This is a genomic window from Streptomyces sp. NPDC051105 (assembly GCF_040682795.1).
Lineage (GTDB): Bacteria > Actinomycetota > Actinomycetes > Streptomycetales > Streptomycetaceae > Streptomyces.
The window spans coordinates 111,611-129,022 of record NZ_JBFBBR010000020.1; the positions used below are offsets into that span (position 1 = coordinate 111,611).

The window sequence follows — 17,412 nt, forward strand, 5'->3', positions numbered from 1 at the left end:
GGTCACTCCGTCTCGTCGCCGACTGCCGTATGCGGGCCGTCGTGGGGTGGTTGTCCGTGGGCCGCGACCATCAACTGCCCGAGCGCCAGCCCGCCGTCGTTCGGCGGGACTTCGCGGTGCCGGACGACCGTGAACCCGTGCCCGTGCAGCAGGTCGGAACCGGCCTGCTCCAGGAGGGCGTTGGCGAAGACGCCGCCGGTGAGGGCGACGGTGGTCAGGCCGGTGGCCCGGCGCGCCGCCCGGCAGAGCTCCAGGACCGCCCGGGCGACGCCGCGGTGGAAGCGGGCCGCGATCACTGGTACCGGCGTGCCGCGCCGCAGGTCGGTGACGATCGCGCGCAGTGTCGGGGCCGGGTCGAAGCGGTCGCCGAAGGGGTACGCGGCCGTGTCGTCGTCCCAAGCCAGGCAGGCCTGCGCCTCCAGCTCCAGGGCGGCCTGCGCCTCGTACCCGGCTCGGTGGCACACGCCCGCGAGGGACGACACCGCGTCGAAGAGCCGGCCCATGCTGGAGGTGGCCACACAGCCGACCTGGCTCGGCAACTGCCGTGCCAGCAGTCCGAGTTCCTCGCGCGAGCAGGCGGCGACGCTGGGCAGGTCGGCATCCCAGGGCAGGCCGGCCGCCCACAGCCGGGCCAGCGCCATCCGGCACGGGTTGGCCACTCCCGCGTCGCCGCCGGGGAGCGGGGCCGGGGCGAGGTGGGCGAGGCGCCGGTAGCCGGTGTAGTCGGCGACGAGCACCTCGCCGCCCCAGACGGTGCCGTCGTCGCCGTAACCGGTGCCGTCGAAGGCGACGCCGATGACCGGTGTGGTGCCGTCGAGGCCGGCCTCCGCCATCGCGGCGGCGACATGGGCGTGGTGGTGCTGCACGAACACCGGTTTGTTCACGGGGAGTTGAGCAGCGCGGCGGCGGGCCCAGGCGGACGCGTGGTAGCCGGGGTGGCGGTCGGCGGCGACCAGCTCGGGGCGGACTCCGGTCAGCCGGTGCAGATGCCGTTCCGCGCGGACGGCGGCCTCCAGCGTCGCCAGGTCGCCCATGTCGCCGATGTGCGGCCCGAACCAGGCCAGTTCGCCCTCGCCGACGCACAGCGCGTTCTTGAGGTCGCCGCCCACCGCGAGCGCGGGCCGCAGCGGGACGGGCAGGCGCAGCGGGCGGGGCACGTATCCGCGGGAACGGCGCAGGACCTGTTCGGTGCCGTCGGCGCGCACCCGCAGCAGGGAGTCGTCGCAGGGCGAGGCGATGGGCCGGTCGTGGGCGAGCCAGGCGTCGGCCAGTCCGCACAGCCGGGTCAGCGCCTCGTCGTCGTCCGTGACGATCGGTTCGCCCGAGCGGTTGCCGCTGGTCATCACCAGGACGCGGGGGCCGGGCGGGTCGCCGGGGAGTCCGAACAGCAGAGTGTGGACCGCGGTGTAGGGCAGCATCACGCCGAGGTGGGGGCTGCCGGGGCAGACCCCGGGCGCCAGCGGTACGCCGTCGCGGGGTCGGAGCAGGACGATGGGGCGGCGGGGGCCGGTGAGCGCGGCCCGTTCGGCCGGCCCGATCACGGCGATCCGCTCCGCCCCGTCCAGGTCCGCGCACATCACGGCGAACGGCTTGTCCCCGCGCGCCTTGCGGGTGCGCAACGTGTCGACGGCCCGGGCGTTGCCGGCGTCGCAGGCCAGGTGGTAGCCGCCGATGCCCTTCACGGCGACGATCCGCCCGGCCGCGAGCAGCTCTCGCGCCCGTGAGAGGGCATCACCATCGCGAGCGGCACTCACTCCGCTGTCCTCGGCGGGCACCAGCCGCAGCCGGGGTCCGCAGTCCGGGCAGGCCACGGGCTGGGCGTGGAAGCGGCGGTCGGCCGGGGCGTCGTACTCCCCGGCGCAGTCGGCGCACAGGGGGAAGCCGGACATGGTGGTGACCGCACGGTCGTACGGCATGGCGGTGGCGATGGTGAACCGGGGTCCGCAGTGGGTGCAGGTGATGAAGGGATGCCGGTGTCTGCGGTCGGCCGGATCGGCCAGCTCCCGAAGGCAGTCGGCGCAGGTCGCGGTGTCGGGCGGAAGCAGGGTGCGGCCCGGGGACGACGCCTCGGTGGCGCGGATGGTGAAGCCTGGGTCCGCCCCGGTGACGGGTACCTCCTCGACGCCGACGGCGGTCACGGTGGCCAGCGGCGGCGGCTCGGTGGCGAGCAGCTCGCTGAACCGCTCGACGCCGGCCGCCGTTCCCTCGACCTCGATGAGCACGCCGTGCGGCGTGTTGCTGACGAAGCCGGTGAGCGCGAGATCGGCGGCGAGGCGGTGGACGTAGGGGCGGAAGCCGACGCCCTGCACGGTGCCGCGCACGGTGATGCGCCGGCGGACGGCCGTCGCCGCGGTGGGGGCCGTCACGAGGCGCTGGGCGCGTGGACGTGACCGTGCGGGTGCGGAGCGAGGGGCGGCCGGTGCGCGGGAGCGCCGTCCCGTACGGCGAGCACCCGGTCCAGGACCGTGTCGACGCCCTCGCCGGTGCGGGCGCAGGAGCCGACGATCTCCACGCCGGGGTTGACGCGCCGGACCTGGTCGGCGAAGGCGGTCTCGTCGAAGCCGGCCGGCCCGGCGAGGTCGGTCTTGGTGAGCACGACCAGGTGTGCGGAGCCGAAGGCGGTGGGGTACTTCGCGGGTTTGTCCTCGCCCTCGGTCACCGCCATGAGCACGATCCGCAGCTGCTCGCCGAGGTCGTAGGAGGCCGGGCAGACCAGATTGCCGACGTTCTCCACGAACAGCAGCGCGGTGTCCGGCGGCAGCCAGCCCTCCAGATGGTTGCGGACCTGCCGGGCCTCCAGATGGCACAGCCCGTCGGTCAGCAGCTGCTTCACCGGCGCCCCCGAGCGGGCCAGGCGCCTGGCGTCGTTCTCGGTGGCGAGGTCGGCGGTGAAGGCGGCGACGGGCACGTCCCGCTCCAGCGCCCGGGCCAGCACCCGGCCGAGCAGTTCGGTCTTGCCGCTGCCGGGGCTGGAGAGCAGGTTCACCACGCTCACCCCGCGCGCGGCCAGGTCGTCGCGCAGGCCGGCGGCCAAGCCGTCGTTCCTGGCCAGGACGGCGCGGGTGACCTCCTCGGACTGACACATGGGTGCTCCTCGATCGTTGAGTTCCGGAAGAACCGTCGGATCGGGTGGGTCCCGTCCTGGTCCGCTAGCGATCCTCCGCGCCGGTGGCGGCCGGGTGCGGGAGCCCGGCCGCGGCGGGGCCCGTGGATTCCTCCGGGCGGTCCAACGAGGGCGTGACCTGGGGATCGGCGAGCAACGCCGGGACCAGCGCGTGCAGGGCTTCGACGGCCTGTTCGACCGCGTCCCGGACGGGCTCGCTCAGGCCGGGGGCGATGTCCTCGTCGCCGCGCGGCAGCTCCCCGGGCTCGCAGGCGAGCACGAGGACCCGCGGCAGGGGTTCGTCGCCGAGGTGGGCGGCGAGGGCGAGTACCTTCGCCGGGTCCATGCCGTGCGCCTCGGGCGGGGCCGCCGGGGCGCCGTCGGGGAGTTCGGGCTCGATCAGGGAGAGAGTGCCGGGGCGCAGGCCGCGGGCGGCGGCGTCCACCAGCACGGCGACCGTCCAGCCGTCGAGCAGTTCGTAGGCGAGGTCCATCCCCCGGATGCCGTAGTCCCGGACCCGTACCTCGGGGGGCAGCGGGCGGCGGGCCAGGGCGCGGATCACCTCGGGGCCGAAGGAGTCGTCGCCGAGGAAGATGTTGCCGACGCCCGCCACCAGCAGCCGCGTCACCGGGCACCGCCCGGGACCTTGCGGACGAAGTCCGAGCGCAGCGAGTGGTAGGCGGCGGCCGGGTCGAAGAACAGGGCGTGCATCCGGTCGAGTTCGTCCTTCCGGTACGCGGCGAGCGGCCGTCGTGCCTCGTCGGCTTCGCGTGCCGCGGCCTTGGCGGCGATGCGGCGGCCGAGATCCGGGGTGCCGGCGAGCGCGGTCGCCAGCTCCTCGACCTCGGTGGCGAAGCGCTGTGCGGGGACCGGCAGCAGCCGGTCGACGAGCCCGGTCCGGGCGGCGGTCGCGGCGCTCATCGGCTGTGCCTCCTCGGTCAGCCGCCGGGCGGTCTCGGCTCCGGCGCGGCGGGGCAGCGAGTACGTCCAGAACTCCGAGCCGTACAGGCCCATCCGCCGGTAGTGCGGGTTGAGGACGGTGCCGGTACGGCACCAGACCTCGTCGGCGGCGAGGGCGAGCATGGCGCCGCCGGCCGCCGCGTTCCCGCCGAGCGCCGCCACGACCAGCCGGTCGGTGGTCCGCAGTACGGCCTCCACCAGGTCGTCCATCGCGTTGAGGTTGGCCCAGGACTCCTCGGCGGGGTCCTGGGCGGCCTCGATGACGTTCAGGTGGATGCCGTTGGAGAAGAAGTCCCGGCGGCCGCCGAGCACCAGCACCCGGGTCGGCCGGGCGAGCGCGTACTCGTAGGCGGCGAGCAGGCGCCGGCAGTGGCCGGTGCTCATCGCGCCGCCGGGGAAGGAGAAGGTGACGAGGCCGACGTCGCCGTGCTGCCGGTAGCGGATGTCGGTCCAGGTGTCGCGGTCCGGGGGCAGTTCGAGCGGGGCGAGGCTCTCGGGCAGGCCGGGGGTGGCGAGGACGTCGGCCGCGGGGCGGCGGAAGGGGGCGGGGTCGCCGGAGTTCTTGCGGGGGCGCAGCTCGGGGATCCACACGGCGCCGTCCCGGGTGGCCCGGCAGACCGCACCAGCGCGGGTCGCGAGCAGCTCACCGGGGCGGCCGCGCAGCCGGTCCTCGGGGTGGCCGCCGTGCAGGAACAGTTCCCGGCCGAGAAGTTCGTCGAGCACCCCGGGCTGCGAGTCGGCGCCGCGCAGCTTGCGCAGCACCGTCTCGGTGTCGTCGGCCGCCCAGTCGATCCGCCGCCGCGCCTGGCGGAAGACGTCCCGCCAGACGATCCGGCCGTGGATCGAGGGATCGCTCTGCGGCACCGGCTTGTACGAACCCTCCGCATACCGTCGTACGGCCTCGTGGACGGCGGTGAGAGCGGCGTCGGCGGCCTCGTTGCGGTAGAGGTCGCTCTTGCCGACCGGCTCCACCGGGAAGGGCTCGCTCGCCCAGACGGCGCCCGCGTCCACGGCCGCCTCGGCCTGGAGCACGGTCACTCCCCAGCGGGGCGCCTGCCCGTCGATGGCCCAGTCGAGCGAGGAGGGGCCGCGGTCGCCGGGCGGTCCGGGGTGCACGATCAGGCAGGTGTGGTCCCGGCAGACGTCCCCGGGGAGCGCGGTCTTCAGCATCGGCGCGATGATCAGCTCCGGGCGCCGGTGCCGCACCGCCGACCGGACGGCGTCGGGGCCGTGGCCGGCGAGGACGACGTTCACCCGGTGGCCCAGGTCGGACAGTTCGGCGTAGACCCGTTGGGACAGGCTGTTGAACGCGCTGGCGACGAGCAGAATGTCCATGGTGCGGCATATTCGCCGCTTCAGCGGTTTCCGGAAAGCACCCCGGCGGCGTTTCGTCGGCCATCCTGGGCCGCTTGGCCCTCCCGCGCCCGGAACGCCCACTCCATTTTGGGCTCCATCACGAACCGGAAGACCCGGCGCACCGGCGGTGTGCACAGCAGGGTCACCGTCACGGCGGCGACGAGGGTGACCACCACCGCGCCCAGCGGACCGTGCATCCAGGCCGGGCCGTACCAGTGGGCGGGCTTGGCGCTCTGCGCGACGAAGCCGTGCAGCAGGTAGCCGTAGAGCGTGCCCGCGCCGAGCGTGGTGAACCAGGTGCGGCGGCCCGGCACCCAGGCGAGGAAGCAGGCGGCCAGCACCAGCGAGCAGCCGAAGGTGGCGAGGGTCATGACGGGCCCGTACCAGGCGGGCACGCCGAGCTGCTCGGCGCTGTCCCGGTGGAAGAGCCAGCGGTAGCCCAGGTGCGGCACCGACCAGTACGCCACGGCGAGGGCGCACAGGACGACCGGGACGGCCCACAGGCGCACGCTCCACCGGCGCAGCAGGCCGAAGTGCTCCGGCCGCAGGCACAGGCCGAGCACGAAGTACGGCAGGAACTGCAGGGCCCGCTGCAGGTCGAAGTCGCTGCCGATGGACGGCGTGAGGCTCGCCAGCGCGGCGACGGCGAGGGCGACGGGCAGCGGCCACCGCAGGACCCGCCAGATCGGCGTCGTCAGCCGCCAGATGAACAGGGCCGCCAGGAACCAGGTCAGATACAGCGGGTCCAGCAGGCTGATCTCGCGGTCGGGGGCGTGGTCGCTCCACCGGGTGAAGAGGGTGTAGGCGACCTCGAACACCACGTAGGGCACGGCGACCCCGGTGACCAGCCGTTTGACACGGGCGGGGCCGGCGTCGAAGCCGCGGGAGAAGTAGCCGGAGATGATGATGAACGCCGGCATGTGGAAGGCGTAGACGAACGTGTAGAGCGCGGTGACCGTCCGGCTGTCCGAGCGCAGCGGCTCCCAGGCGTGCCCCACGGCCACGAGCACGATCGCCAGGTACTTCGCGTTGTCGAAGTAGGCGTCGCGTCGGCCTGCGGGCGGCCCGTTCCGGGTGTCCGGGCCGTTCCGCGGGGCCGGGCGGGGTGGCGGGACTGGGCGGGGCGGCGGGGCCGGGGCGCGGTCCGCGTCCGCCGCCCGGGCGGGCGGCGCGTCGACTGTGGCTGCTGTCTCGCGGGAGCCGGACAGACCAGAACACCTCTCACACGACATGCGCTCCGGGGAGCGACGGGGGCCGTACCCGAGGCCCCGCACGGGGCCGGTGCACGACGGCGGTACACGGGGCGGTACTCCGGTGACGCTGCTCTCCGGAATCCGGCGTGGTAAACCCACCGTGATGCTCCGGCGTCGATACGGGAAACGGCGTCCGGCTGCCGGGCCCCGGCACGAAGATGGTTCCGCCCGTGTCGACCGATGCCTCTTGGGAGCGTGCCGCGTGACGCCGTCGGACCGAGTCTCCGCGCCCGTCGGGGAACTGCTGGACACCCGCCCGGAAGCCCTCCGGGAGGCGGCCGACGACTTCGGCCACCTGGTGCGCCGACCGCCCCTGGGCGTGCTGCGGCCCCGGTCCGCGGCGGAGGTCAGGGACGCGCTGGTGTACGCGGGGCCGCGCGGGATCCCGGTGGCCGCACAGTCGGGCGGTCACTCTCTCTACGGCCAGGGTCAGGCGCCGGACGGGATCGTTCTCAACCTGTCCGCGCTGAGCACGGTGGGGCCGGTGGCCGACGACCGGGTGGCGGTGCGGGCCGGGGCGCTGTGGCGGGACGTGCTGGCGGCCACCCTGCCGTGCGGGCTCACGCCTCCCGTCCTCACCGACTACCTCGGTGCCGGAGTCGGCGGCGTGCTGAGCGCGGGCGGGCTGGGCGGCGCCAGTCACCGGCACGGGCTGGTCGCGGACTCGGTGCTGGAACTGGAGGTGGTGACCGGGGCCGGTGAGCACCTGGTCTGCTCCCCGGACCGGCATGGCGCCCTCTTCGACGCGGTCCTCGCGGGTCTGGGCCAGGTGGCCGTGATCGTCCGGGCCACGCTCCGGCTGTCCCCCGCGCCCACCCTGGTGCGCCGCTACTGCCTGTACTACCCCGATCTCGACGCCTACCTGGCCGACCAGCACCTGCTCGCGACCGACGGGCGCTTCGACTACCTCGAAGGCCAGGCCCGCCCGGCCGAAGACACCGCCGGCGGCTGGAACTACATGGTCGAGGCCGTCGCCGCCCACCAGGGCCCGACCCCGCCCGAGGACCGGAGTCTCCTCACCGGCCTCGCCTTCGACTCGGCCGAGATCACGGACCTCGGACACGCCGAGTTCGCGCACCGGGTCGCGGCCGACGAGGAGCTCCTGCGGGCGACCGGCGAGTGGCTGTACCCGCACCCCTGGCTGAACCTGCTGCTTCCCGAGGACACCGCCGCGTCCGTCGTGACCGGCATCCTCGCCGACCCCGGCTTCCGGGACCTGCGCGAGAACGGCGTGGTCCTGCTCTATCCCCTGCTCACCCGCGCCCTGCGGGCTCCGATGTTCCGCCGCCCGCGCGGCGAAGTCGTCTTTCTGCTGGCCCTGTTGCGCACGGCCGCCCCCGGCGCGGCCGACCCGATGGTGGCCGCGAACCGCGCGGTGTACGCATACGCGCGGGCAAAGGGCGCCGTCGCCTATCCGGTCAACGCGCTGCCGATGACCCCGGCCGACTGGCAGGAGCACTACGGCGGGCAGTGGGACACCCTGACCGAGGCCAAGAGCGTCCACGACCCGCACGGCATCCTGGGCCGGGGCCACGGGATGACGCGGTGAGCACTGCCGTCCGCCGGGGTGTCGATTCCGCTCGGCGCCGTTCGTCGGTGGGGTGTAGGAAGCTCTTGAGGGACCGGGAGGAACGATGAAATACATGCTGCTGGTCTGCGGCGACGACACCGCCGACGCCTCCGGGATGGCGCCGGTCGAACCCTGGGTGGAGGAGCACGGTGTCCGGCGCGGGGCCCGGCTCTACGGCCACCGGCTGCAGTTGCCCGACACGGCGGTCACCGTGCGCGTCCGCGACGGTGAGGTGCTGCGGACCGACGGCCCGTTCGCGGAGACGAAGGAGTACGTCGCCGGATTCGACGTCGTCGACTGCGACAGCCTGGAGGAGGCCGTACGGATCGCCGCCGGGCATCCCGTGGCCACCATCGGGGCCATGGAGGTGCGGCCGTTCTGGGACGAGGGGTTCGCCGAGGACGCCGGGACGTCGATCCGTCAACTCGACGCCGAACTCACCGAAGCCGCCCGCGAGCGGGACGTCGAGCGGCTGACGGCCTGCTACGCACCCGACGTGGAGATTTTCGGGCCCTCCGGCGTCGAGGCGCGGTCGGGGATCGCCGCGTTCCGCAAGGCGGTCGAGGGGTGGTTCGCGGCGCTCGACGGGCCCGTGCACCGGGAGGTGCTCGACCTGCGGGTACGGCCCGGGGAGGGGAGTGCCTTCAGCCACGCCCTCGTCCGGATCCGGGGCACCCGCCTGACCGGGGAGCCGCTGGACCGGACGGTGCGTGTCACCACCGGCTACCGGGACACCGGTTTCAGCTGGCTGATCGCCCACGAGCACGTGTCGGTGCCGCTGGAGGAGACGGCCGGGAAGGAGCGGTCATGAAGTACGTCCTGTTCATCTGCACGCCCGTCGGCGGCGAGGAGCTCAGCCCCGCCGAGATCGCCGAGGACCCGCGTTTCACCTCGTACATCCGCGAGGTCCGCAGCCGTGACCTCGTCAAGGGCGGCGCCCGGCTGCGGCCCGCCGCCGACGCGACCACAGTGCGCGTCCAGGGCGACGAAGTCCTGCTGAGCGACGGGCCGTTCGCCGAGACCAAGGAGTACGTCGCGGGCCTCGACATCATCGAGGTCGCCGACCTCGACGAGGCCATCGCGCTCGCCTCCCGGCACCCCGCGGCACTCGCCGGCGGCTCGGTCGAGGTGCGGCCGGTCTGGGAGTGAGTGCCACGGACGACGTCGAGAAGGCCGTCGCCGCCGCCTTCCGCGAGGAGTGGTCCCAGGTCGTCGCCACCCTGATCCGGGTGACCGGCGACTGGGACCTCGCCGAGGAGTGCGCGCAGGACGCCTTCGCCCAGGCGCTGGAGCGGTGGCGGCGCGACGGAGTGCCGCGCCGCCCGGGCGCCTGGCTGACCACGACCGCCCGCAACCGCGCCCTGGACGTGCTGCGCCGGGAGGCGGTGGGGGCGGCGAAGCTGCGGGAGGCGGCCGTGCTGGCACGGGACGAGGGACCGTACGACCCGGATCACGAGGGCGACGACAGCGGTGTGGCCGACGACCGGCTGCGGCTGATCTTCACCTGCTGCCATCCGGCGCTGCCCATCGAGGCGCGGGTCGCCCTGACCCTGCGCACCCTCGCCGGTCTGACCACGCCGGAGATCGCCCGCGCCTTCCTCGTCCCCGAGGCGACGATGGCGCAGCGGCTGGTGCGCGCCAAGCGGAAGATCCGCAATGCCGGCATCCCGTACCGGGTGCCGCCCGCGCATCTGCTGCCCGACCGCACGACGGGCGTCCTCGGCGTGCTCTACCTGCTGTTCAACGAGGGGTATGCGGCCACGGCCGGCGCCGACCTGGTGCGGACCGGGCTGTGCGCCGAGGCCGTCCGGCTGGCCCGGCTCCTTGCCCGGCTGATGCCCGACGAGCCGGAGGTCGTCGGGCTGCTGGCGCTCCTGCTGCTGCACGACGCGCGCCGGGACACCCGGGTGGACGCGGCCGGCGATCTGGTGACCCTGGAGGACCAGGACCGCGCGGCCTGGGACCGCGCCGAGATCGACGAGGGCGCCGCTCTCCTGGAGGGCGCGCTGCGCCGCGGCCGCCCCGGCCCGTACCAGATCCAGGCGGCGGTCGCGGCCTGCCACGCCACCGCGGCGACCGCCGCCGACACCGACTGGGCGGACATCGCCGGCCTCTACGGCGAACTCCAGCGGTACGTCCCCTCGGCCGTGGTCCGCCTCAACCGCGCGGTCGCGGTGGGCATGGCCGAGGGCGGGGAGGCGGGCCTGGCGCTGGTGGCGGAGCTGGAGGCGGAGGACGAGTTGGCCGACTACCACCTGCTGCCGGCGACCCGTGCGGACCTGCTGCGGCGTATGGGCCGTGCCCCGGAGGCGGCCGAATCGTACGAGCGGGCCCTGGCGTTGGTGGAGAACGCGGCGGAACGCCGGTTCCTGGAGAAGCGGCTCACGGAGTGCCGGGCCGGGTAGGGACCGGGGGTTCGCCGCAGGCTCCGGCCGGGGTTTGCCCCCACTGCGACGTCGGCGCGCCCCGCGATCCCGAGACGTACTGGCGTGATGTCCAGCACGCCCGCGCCCAGGACCCGTTGTCACTGAGGGGCGGCTCCGGGCCGTCCCGGCAGGGACGGCCCGGAGCCGTCGCACCCGGATCAGGCGCCAGCGCGGCGGCGGGCGTCCTGGGCGAGGGCCCTGAACTCCTGCCATTCCACCCGGGGCCGGGTCAGGCCGCGCTGTCGCAGGTAGCGGTCGGTGGCCCGCCGGGTGCTGCGCAGCACGCTCACCGCGTCGCTCGCGCGGCCGGAGCCCATCGGCTCCACCACCTTGGCGGGGACCAGCACCGGTCCCCCACCGGTCTCACGCAACTCGCCGCGTACGAGGGCGTTGTGCATGTGGTTGAGCCGCTCGTCGTGCCGGTGCACCAGGAGGGAGGCGGAGCCCGGTGCGGCCGGGCAGTCGGCCGGCACGTCCACGGCGAAGCCTTCGGGAGTGGGCACCGGCCGGGTCCGCGCCAGCACCGGCGCTCCGGTGGCGTCGCGGGCGGCGAGCACCGCCGTCGGGAAGCGGGCGAGCTGCGCGGCGCCCGGCAGGTCACTGGCCGGCGCGGGCGCGGCGGATGCGCCGGCCGCGGGCAACGGCGGTCGTACGACCACCTGCCGGGGTGTCACGGTGATCAGCAGCCGCAGGTAGTACCAGTCCATCACCAGCCGCATCGGAGCAGCGAGGTACGACCTGCTGTGCGGCTGCCGTTCGAACAGCATCCGCCAGTAGTCCTCGGCCCCCTGCGGCCCGGTCATGATCTCGTCGGGGCATTCGGCGTGGCCGCCGACGAAGATCTGCGGGGCCTCCTCGAGGCCGCTGCCGGTCGGGTCGGAGAAGAGCAGGGCGACCCGGCCGTCCCGGCGGATGTTCAGCGCCTTCCGCGCGAACGCCAGGGACGTGCTCAGCAGCAGCGTCCCGTCCGGGCGGCGCCACACGGCCGTCGGCCAGGCCAGCGGTGTGCCGTCCCGGCCCAGGGTGACGAACTCGCAGGTCCGGTAGGCGTCCAGGACGTCGAGAGGAGCGGAGTCGAGCAGGGGCACCGGTCTACTCCCCGTCCAGCTGCGCGCGCAGGGTCCGGCGGTGGGCCGCGTATTGGGGGCGGCCGACGGCTCGCCAGAGCAGCCGGCCGACCGGCGGGACCTTGCCGAGGAAGTAGGCGCTCTCGTCAGGTGTCGCCTCCTCCAGGATCGCGCCGAGCGCCAGCAGTCGCTTGTTCTTCGGCAGCCCCGCCAGGCCCCGCTCTCCGACCAGGTCCCACTCGGGGACGGTCAGATGCTCTGCGACCAGAGGCAACACCGACCGCTCCTCCTCGTCGAGGTGCTCCAGGAGCGTGGTCCGGTGTGCGTCCAGCGCCAGCGCGAGTTCCTCGCCGGATATCCGGTCACCGGTGCGCTCCCATACGGGCATCCAGTCGGACACGGCCGCCAGGGTGCGGTCGATCGCCTCGTGCTGTTCCGTCATCCGTGCCATGAGGTCGTCGTCGTGCGCGACCCGGGCCCGCAGCAGCGGCCAGATCAGCTCGTCCTCGGCGTGGTGATGGTGGTGCAGGCCGAGAGTGTAGTCGCGCAGGGCGGCGACGATCCGTGCCGCCCGGGCCGTGTCGCCGTCCGGCACGGCGCGTACCAGCCGGGGCAGCAGCGCCGACTCGCGGCGGAAGACCCGGTGGACCACGACCATTTCGTGGGTATGAGGACGCTCGGCGGTGACAGAGGCGCCGTGACTGTGGTTGAGGGACACGCTTGCTTGCTCCAACGATCAGGTGTTCTGCGTGAGCCGCCCAGCATTCCGCGCCCCTCTTGGCGTCCGCTTGGCGCGCGGCCCGGTGCCCGGCTCGGCGAGCATCGCGTTTATCGTCTGTTGACGGGTCGGACGTGCGGCTCGGGTAGATTTCCGCGCCGTGCTGCGTTTGCGAGTCCTGGGTCCGCTCGGCGCCGAAGTCGCCGGAACGCCGGTCGAGTTGGGCGCTCCGCGGCAGCGTGCCGTGCTGGCGCTGCTGATCGTGGCCCGGGGTGGTGTCGTTCCGGTCGACCGGATGGCGGAAGCGCTGTGGCGGGGTGAGCCGCCGGCCAAGGCCAGCGTGTCGCTGCACGCCTACCTGTCCAATCTGCGCCGGTCCCTGGAACCGGAACGGCCGCCGCGTGCGCCGGCCGCCGTTCTGGTCACCGCGCCACCCGGATACGCGCTCAGGCTGGCCGGGGACGCGGTGGATGCCTGGCGGTTCGAGTCCTGGGTCCGCCGGGCCCGCGACGCCCCGGCCGCGGAAGCCCGCCTGCTGCTCGCCGAGGCGCTCGGCTGGTGGCGCGGGCCGGCCTTCGCCGAGCACGCGGACGAGGCCTGGGCCGCCGCCGAGGTGGCCCGGCTCACGGGGCTGCGTGCCGAGGCCCGTGAACTCGCCGTGGCCGCCGATCTTCGCACCGGCCGGGTGGCGCAGGCGGCGACCGACGCCGAGTCCCTCGTCCGGGACAGTCCCCTGCGTGAGGAGGGCTGGCGGCTGCTCGCACTCGCGCAGTGGGCCTGCGACCGGCAGGCCGACGCGCTCTCCTCACTGCGCCGCGCCACCGCCGTGCTGCGCGACGAACTCGGTTGCGATCCCGGCCCCGCCCTGAGAAGGCTGGAGCAGGCCGTGCTGAACGGGCGGCTCGACGTCCTGCGCGCGGCCGTGTCGGAGCCCGACGACGAGCGGCCCGCACGCACCGCGCCGCAGCACACCGGCCGCGGCCTGTTCGTCGGCCGGGGTGCGGAACTGCGGGCCGTCGACGCCGCCGCCCGGGCCGCCCGGCAGGGCGGCGCCGTGCTGCTGGTCACGGGCGAGGCCGGCGCCGGCAAGTCCGCGTTCCTGGACCGGGCCGCCGCCCGGCTGCGGCAGGACGGCTGGCGGGTGGTGACCGGCTGCAGCCCCGAGTACGAGGGCGCACCGCCCGCCTGGGCCTGGCTGGAGGCGCTCGGCGCGCTCGCCCGCGAGGTGCCTCCGGCCAGGCCGGAGGACCTGACGGTGCTGCTGCGGGAGCCGGGGAACGCAGCCGCCGCCGGGCGTTTCCGCATGCACCGTGTCTTCGCCGCCCGGCTGCGCGCCGCCGCCTCCGCGGCGCCCCTCGCTGTCCTGCTGGAGGACTTGCACCACGCCGACGCCGAGACCCTCGCCCTGGTCGAGGCGGCCGCCGCCGTCACCGGGGTCCCCTTGCTCACCGTCGCCGCCTACCGTCCCGCCGAGGTCGGCGAGCACCTCCTGGGGACCCTCGCCCGGCTCGCGCCGGGCGCCCCGCACCGGATCTCGCTCGGTGGCCTGCCAGCGCGGGACACCGCCACCCTGGTCGACGCCGTCTGCGGAGCTCCGGTGGATCCGGCGACGGTGGCAGCGCTGGCCGAGCGCACCGGCGGCAACCCCTTCTACGTCCTGGAGAGCGCCCGTCTCCTCGCCGACAGGGGCGCACCGGTGGCGCTCTCCGAGGTCCCGCAGGGTGTACGCGACGTGCTGCGCCGACGCCTCGCCCTGCTGCCCGCCGCCGCGCGGGCCGTCGTCCAGCTCACCGCCGTGCTGGGTCTGGAGGCCGAGGTCGCCCTGCTCGTCGACGCCGCCGACGCGCCGGAGGAGGAGGTGCTGGCAGGGCTCGACGCGGCGCTCGCCGCCGACCTGCTGGCCGAACCCGGGCCCGGCCGTGTCCGGTTCGTGCACGCCCTGGTCCGCGACACCGTCTACGCCGACCTGTCCGGAGTACGGCGCTCCCGGCTGCACACCCGGGTCGCGCGGCTGCGGCACCGTCACCGTCCCGGCGAACTCGCCGCGCCCGCCCACCACTTCACCCACTACTTCACCCACTCCGGCAACGCAGCCGACGCCGCACCTGCCGTCGACCACCCGCTGGCGGCGGCCGACGACACCCAACCGGACGGGCTGATCGAGAGGTAGACCCGGCACTCAGCGCACTCGGAAGCGTGCCGTCCGAGGCGCCGCACAGACTCGGCCGAACAGAGCTGGTCGTGGAGTCGGCGGCGGGCGATCGGCGAGTACGAGACCGATCCGGCCGCCCATCCGGGCTTTGGCCGCGCCGGACCGACGCGGCGGGCGCGGGAGGCGGTGGTCCAGCCGGACCGGCGCGGCGGGCGCGGGAGGCGGTGGGCCAGCCGGACCGGCCACCGCCTCCAGCACGGGGCGTCAGCCGCCGAGCGCGGCCATCACCACCGCCTTGGCCTCCTCCTGTACCCGGGTCAGGTGGTCGGGCCCCTGGAACGACTCGGCGTAGATCTTGTACACGTCCTCCGTGCCGGACGGGCGGGCCGCGAACCAGGCGTTCTCCGTGGTCACCTTGATGCCGCCGATCGCCGCGCCGTTGCCCGGGGCCTCCGTGAGCACCCCCGTGACCGGTTCGCCCGCGAGCGTCTCGGCGGTGACCTGGGCCGGGGAGAGCTTGGCGAGGAGGGCCTTCTCCTCGCGGGTCGCCGGGGCGTCGATGCGTGCGTAGGCGGGCTCCCCGAAGCGGGCGGTCAGGTCGGCGTAGTGCTCGGACGGGGTCTTGTCCGTCACGGCCGTGATCTCGGAGGCGAGCAGGGCGAGCAGGATGCCGTCCTTGTCGGTGGTCCACACCGAGCCGTCCCGGCGCAGGAAGGAGGCGCCGGCCGACTCCTCGCCGCCGAACCCGATGGCGCCGCTGACCAGTCCGTCGACGAACCACTTGAACCCGACCGGGACCTCGACCAGCCCACGCCCGAGGTCCGCGGCGACCCGGTCGATCATCGAGGAGGAGACGAGGGTCTTGCCGATGCCGGCGCTCGCCGCCCACTGCCCGCGGTGGCGGTAGAGGTAGGAGATGGCGACGGCCAGGTAGTGGTTGGGGTTCATCAGGCCGGCGTCGCGGGTGACGATGCCGTGCCGGTCGGCGTCCGCGTCGTTGCCGGTGGCGACCCGGAACTCGTCCCGCTTCTCGATCAGCGAGGCCATCGCGTACGGCGAGGAGCAGTCCATGCGGATCTTGCCGTCCCAGTCCAGCGTCATGAACCGCCAGGTGGGGTCGGTGTACGGGTTGACCACCGTGAGGTCGAGGCTGTGCCGTTCGGCGATCCGGCCCCAGTAGTCGACGGAGGCGCCGCCGAGCGGATCGGCGCCGATGCGCAGCCCGGACGCCCGGACCGCGTCGAGGTCGAGGACGCTGGGCAGGTCGTCGACGTACACGCCCATGAAGTCGTACCGGCTGGTGGTGGGCGCGGCGAGCGCCCGCTCGTACGGGATGCGCTGTACGTCCTTCATCCCGCCCGCGATGATCTGGTTGGCGCGGTCCTGGATCCAGGAGGTGGCGTCGGAGGCGGCCGGCCCGCCGCTGGGCGGGTTGTACTTGAAGCCGCCGTCGGCGGGCGGGTTGTGCGAGGGGGTGACCACGACGCCGTCCGCGAGTCCCGTCGTACGGCCGCGGTTGTGGGTCAGGATGGCGTGCGAGACGGCGGGGGTCGGCGTGTAGCCGTCGGCGCTGTCGATCAGGACGGTGACGCCGTTGGCGGCGAACACCTCCAGGGCGGTGACCTTGGCGGGCTCGGACAGGGCGTGGGTGTCGGCGCCCAGGAAGAGGGGGCCGTCGGTGCCCTGGCCGCTCCGGTACTCGCAGATGGCCTGGCTGGTGGCCGCGATGTGGTCCTCGTTGAACGCGGTCGTCAGCGACGATCCGCGGTGCCCCGAGGTGCCGAACGCCACCCGCTGGGCCGGGTCGGCCGGGTCGGGGTGCAGTGCGTAGTACGCCGTGACCAGCCGGGCCACGTCGACGAGATCCTCCGGAGCCGCCGGCCGGCCCGCTCGCTCATGCGGCATGAGTCCACTTCCTCCGCAGTCGTTGATCGATCGCTGGACGCCCATCTTTCCTTGTCAGCGGCGGTGGACGCGAGTGCGGCACCGGCGCTGCCGCTGAAGACACCGCGGGTTCACGGCTGGTTCACAGCAGCCGCAGCTTTCCCGGGGCGCGCTGCTCGAAGACGCCGAGCAGCCAGTCGAAGACGGTGGCCCCGCGTCCGGCGCGGGCCTCGGCCAACTCCGCGGCGACGGTGGCCCGGCTGGACGGGTGGCAGCGGGCGAGCCGGATCTCCAGTTGGCGGGCGGTCTCCGGGTGGCCCAGCCGGGCCCGGGACGTCTCGTGGTCGTGCCACTCGAAGACGAAGTCATGGTCGTCGGGCGCGCCGAAGCCGCCGCCGAGGCAGTCGGCGAGGGCGTCGAGATTCCGGCCGAAGTAGCCGCCGGGCCCGTCGACCGCCTCGCCGATCACCCGCCAGAAGTCCTCCAGCGTCGCGATCCCGCCGCCGTCCAGTACATAGGTCGCCGTCACGGCCCGCAGGATACGGCGGTGGTACGGACGGGAGCGGGCGGTCGGCCGAACGGCTCTCCGAGGGGCGCGGCGGACGTTCCGGAAGGCACGCCACGGGACATACTGAACATCAGTCAACTACCGCGCCCCCGGGCACTCACGAGAGGCCGCACCGTGGAGAACTCCCTCGCGCCCGCCGCCCAGGATCGCTACGACACCTATCTTGACCATGTGAGGCACTGCCCCGACTGCCGCCCCGCGCGCTGCCGGACGGGCCAGGCACTGGTGCGCGCCTATCTCGCCACCACCCGGGCGGAGCGACCGGACGCCCGCGAGCACTGAAGCGACTTGCCGCGGAAGCCGTCGCCCCCGCTGTCGTTGTCCCTGCCGGCCGCTGTCAATGTCCGCTTGGCGT

15 protein-coding genes are annotated in these 17,412 nt (G+C 74.3%); 6 read left to right on the forward strand and 9 right to left on the reverse strand.

Annotated elements, in window-relative coordinates; all coding sequences use genetic code 11:
- Positions 1-2 precede the first annotated feature (2 nt).
- The 5 genes from hypF to AB0N16_RS36285 all read right to left on the reverse strand — a co-directional run bounded on the left by hypF (position 3) and on the right by AB0N16_RS36285 (position 6,651).
- A complete protein-coding gene (hypF, locus tag AB0N16_RS36265; RefSeq protein WP_365804335.1) occupies positions 3-2,366 on the reverse strand; it encodes a carbamoyltransferase HypF in 2,364 nt (787 codons plus the stop codon).
- Entirely contained in the window at positions 2,363-3,085 is a 723-nt protein-coding gene (gene hypB / locus AB0N16_RS36270) for a hydrogenase nickel incorporation protein HypB (RefSeq protein ID WP_365804337.1), read from the reverse strand. The genes hypF and hypB overlap by 4 nt, the downstream gene beginning before the upstream one ends.
- A 64-nt stretch (positions 3,086-3,149) precedes the next feature.
- On the reverse strand, positions 3,150-3,731 hold the full coding sequence (locus tag AB0N16_RS36275) for a hydrogenase maturation protease (protein WP_365804339.1): 582 nt from the start codon (positions 3,729-3,731) through the stop codon (positions 3,150-3,152).
- The gene (locus tag AB0N16_RS36280) at positions 3,728-5,398 is read right to left on the reverse strand and encodes a hydrogenase maturation protein (RefSeq protein WP_365804341.1); all 1,671 of its coding nucleotides are present in this window, start codon (positions 5,396-5,398) and stop codon (positions 3,728-3,730) included. The genes AB0N16_RS36275 and AB0N16_RS36280 overlap by 4 nt, the downstream gene beginning before the upstream one ends.
- Positions 5,399-5,418: 20 nt before the next feature.
- Positions 5,419-6,651 carry an acyltransferase family protein gene (locus tag AB0N16_RS36285; protein WP_365804343.1) on the reverse strand — a complete coding sequence of 411 codons (1,233 nt, stop codon included), beginning with the start codon at positions 6,649-6,651 and terminating at the stop codon, positions 5,419-5,421.
- Between the two features lie 223 nt (positions 6,652-6,874).
- On the opposite strand from AB0N16_RS36285, the gene AB0N16_RS36290 reads away from it, so the two are divergent.
- The 4 genes from AB0N16_RS36290 (at position 6,875) to AB0N16_RS36305 (ending at position 10,647) form a co-directional block, all read left to right on the forward strand.
- Positions 6,875-8,221: an FAD-binding protein gene (locus AB0N16_RS36290; protein WP_365804345.1), complete on the forward strand. Its 1,347-nt coding sequence runs from the start codon at positions 6,875-6,877 to the stop codon at positions 8,219-8,221.
- Between the two features lie 85 nt (positions 8,222-8,306).
- Positions 8,307-9,053: a nuclear transport factor 2 family protein gene (locus tag AB0N16_RS36295; protein WP_365804347.1), complete on the forward strand. Its 747-nt coding sequence runs from the start codon at positions 8,307-8,309 to the stop codon at positions 9,051-9,053.
- Entirely contained in the window at positions 9,050-9,391 is a 342-nt protein-coding gene (locus tag AB0N16_RS36300) for a YciI family protein (RefSeq protein WP_365804349.1), read from the forward strand. The genes AB0N16_RS36295 and AB0N16_RS36300 overlap by 4 nt, the downstream gene beginning before the upstream one ends.
- Entirely contained in the window at positions 9,388-10,647 is a 1,260-nt protein-coding gene (locus AB0N16_RS36305) for an RNA polymerase sigma factor (protein ID WP_365804351.1), read from the forward strand. Before AB0N16_RS36300 ends, AB0N16_RS36305 begins: the two co-directional genes overlap by 4 nt.
- A gap of 179 nt (positions 10,648-10,826) precedes the next feature.
- Here the strand turns inward: AB0N16_RS36305 and AB0N16_RS36310 are convergent, their stop codons facing one another.
- Positions 10,827-11,756, reverse strand: coding sequence for a pyridoxamine 5'-phosphate oxidase family protein (locus tag AB0N16_RS36310; RefSeq protein WP_365804353.1), 930 nt, complete (start codon positions 11,754-11,756; stop codon positions 10,827-10,829).
- Positions 11,757-11,760: 4 nt separating this feature from the next.
- Positions 11,761-12,393, reverse strand: a complete 633-nt coding sequence (locus AB0N16_RS36315) for a hemerythrin domain-containing protein (protein ID WP_365804355.1) — start codon at positions 12,391-12,393, stop codon at positions 11,761-11,763.
- Positions 12,394-12,613: 220 nt separating this feature from the next.
- Between AB0N16_RS36315 and AB0N16_RS36320 the strand changes: the two genes are divergently transcribed.
- Complete coding sequence (locus AB0N16_RS36320) at positions 12,614-14,623, forward strand: BTAD domain-containing putative transcriptional regulator (RefSeq protein WP_365804357.1); 2,010 nt, start codon at positions 12,614-12,616, stop codon at positions 14,621-14,623.
- 246 nt (positions 14,624-14,869) lie between these two features.
- Here AB0N16_RS36320 and pgm read toward each other — a convergent pair whose 3' ends face one another.
- Positions 14,870-16,510 (reverse strand): phosphoglucomutase (alpha-D-glucose-1,6-bisphosphate-dependent), encoded by a 1,641-nt coding sequence (gene pgm, locus AB0N16_RS36325; protein WP_365804359.1) that lies wholly within the window; start codon positions 16,508-16,510, stop codon positions 14,870-14,872.
- A gap of 121 nt (positions 16,511-16,631) precedes the next feature.
- Positions 16,632-17,018, reverse strand: coding sequence for a barstar family protein (locus AB0N16_RS36330; protein WP_365804361.1), 387 nt, complete (start codon positions 17,016-17,018; stop codon positions 16,632-16,634).
- A 153-nt stretch (positions 17,019-17,171) separates the two neighbouring features.
- Between AB0N16_RS36330 and AB0N16_RS36335 the strand changes: the two genes are divergently transcribed.
- Positions 17,172-17,339: a hypothetical protein gene (locus tag AB0N16_RS36335; RefSeq protein WP_365804363.1), complete on the forward strand. Its 168-nt coding sequence runs from the start codon at positions 17,172-17,174 to the stop codon at positions 17,337-17,339.
- Positions 17,340-17,412: the final 73 nt, after the last annotated feature.

Coding starts and splice junctions, on each gene's coding strand:
- hypB (WP_365804337.1), bottom strand. CDS start 3,085: ATGTGTCAGTCCGAGGAGGTCACCCGCGCCGTCCTGGCCAGGAACGAC.
- AB0N16_RS36280 (WP_365804341.1), bottom strand. CDS start 5,398: ATGGACATTCTGCTCGTCGCCAGCGCGTTCAACAGCCTGTCCCAACGG.
- AB0N16_RS36285 (WP_365804343.1), bottom strand. CDS start 6,651: ATGTCGTGTGAGAGGTGTTCTGGTCTGTCCGGCTCCCGCGAGACAGCA.
- AB0N16_RS36295 (WP_365804347.1), top strand. CDS start 8,307: ATGAAATACATGCTGCTGGTCTGCGGCGACGACACCGCCGACGCCTCC.
- AB0N16_RS36300 (WP_365804349.1), top strand. CDS start 9,050: ATGAAGTACGTCCTGTTCATCTGCACGCCCGTCGGCGGCGAGGAGCTC.
- AB0N16_RS36315 (WP_365804355.1), bottom strand. CDS start 12,393: ATGGTCGTGGTCCACCGGGTCTTCCGCCGCGAGTCGGCGCTGCTGCCC.
- pgm (WP_365804359.1), bottom strand. CDS start 16,510: ATGCCGCATGAGCGAGCGGGCCGGCCGGCGGCTCCGGAGGATCTCGTC.